Raw genomic sequence first — 866 nt, 5'->3', positions numbered from 1 at the left:
CATATTCAACCTATTCCAGCCGCTATTGTCTTGTTCCAGCCAACGTTCACGATTGGCATCAACAAGGCGTTGATTGTGGGCATCAAGCACACCTCCCCCTTGTATGGCATTGGAATAGGCATTCCCATAACCCTGTAAGAAGTTATTTGAGGCGCCCAATTGATTTTGATTGGCTTGGTCTATCATGGCATTGGCTTGCATCATGCGATCCGCATCACGATTATACTGGTCTGCTGTAGCACTTGTGGACAAAGCACCAAGTTCATTTGCTAATACACCTGCATGTGCACCGGACCCATAACGACCCGCACCTGCAAAAGAGCTGTTAATCGTATCTCTTACACGGTCTAAGCTATTTTGAAGGGCGGCATTAAAAGACGGATTCTGTCCAACCATATCACCAGAAGCCACTCTTCCAAGATTGCTTGCTGTCAACGTTGGATTGTAAATCGTATTCATCAAAGAGCGATTTTGATAATGCTGTGGAATACTTCCAAGACCACCAATTCCATAGCGCGTTTGATCACTTAACGGCGCTACACGAGGACCGCCATAAACATTCCCACCCGCCCCTGTATCATACAGATTATACGCATCCGCACCACCTCGCTTAAAGACATTCTGCATCCAAGCAGGAGGGGCACTTGTCTGCACCTGCTTCTGTTCTGTCGTTGCTGGTCTACTGCTCCCCATGTCACAATTCCTTCCTATAATAAAGCATATCTATGCCATAACCTTGTTTGTTCAGTGCACGTTTCCAACCTAAACGCCCTAAAATCTCTATCTCAAAAGCCCCATTCTCACGCGCCCAATCCTCTACAAATGTCAAATTATCAACTTGATCAAGAACGCCCTTGCCACTACAT

The 866-nt window shown here is 46.2% G+C and carries 1 protein-coding gene; it reads right to left on the bottom strand.

The features are described from left to right. On the bottom strand, window positions 1-693 hold a 693-nt coding region (locus ACFILO_RS09560; RefSeq protein WP_375678221.1), incomplete at its 3' end, for a hypothetical protein. Window positions 694-866: the final 173 nt, after the last annotated feature.

Origin of the sequence: Bartonella sp. AP72JLCBS (assembly GCF_042195705.1) — a bacterium.
GTDB lineage: Bacteria > Pseudomonadota > Alphaproteobacteria > Rhizobiales > Rhizobiaceae > Bartonella.
Note: the sequence above shows the minus strand (reverse complement) of the source record. Positions and strands in the feature narration are given on the sequence as shown.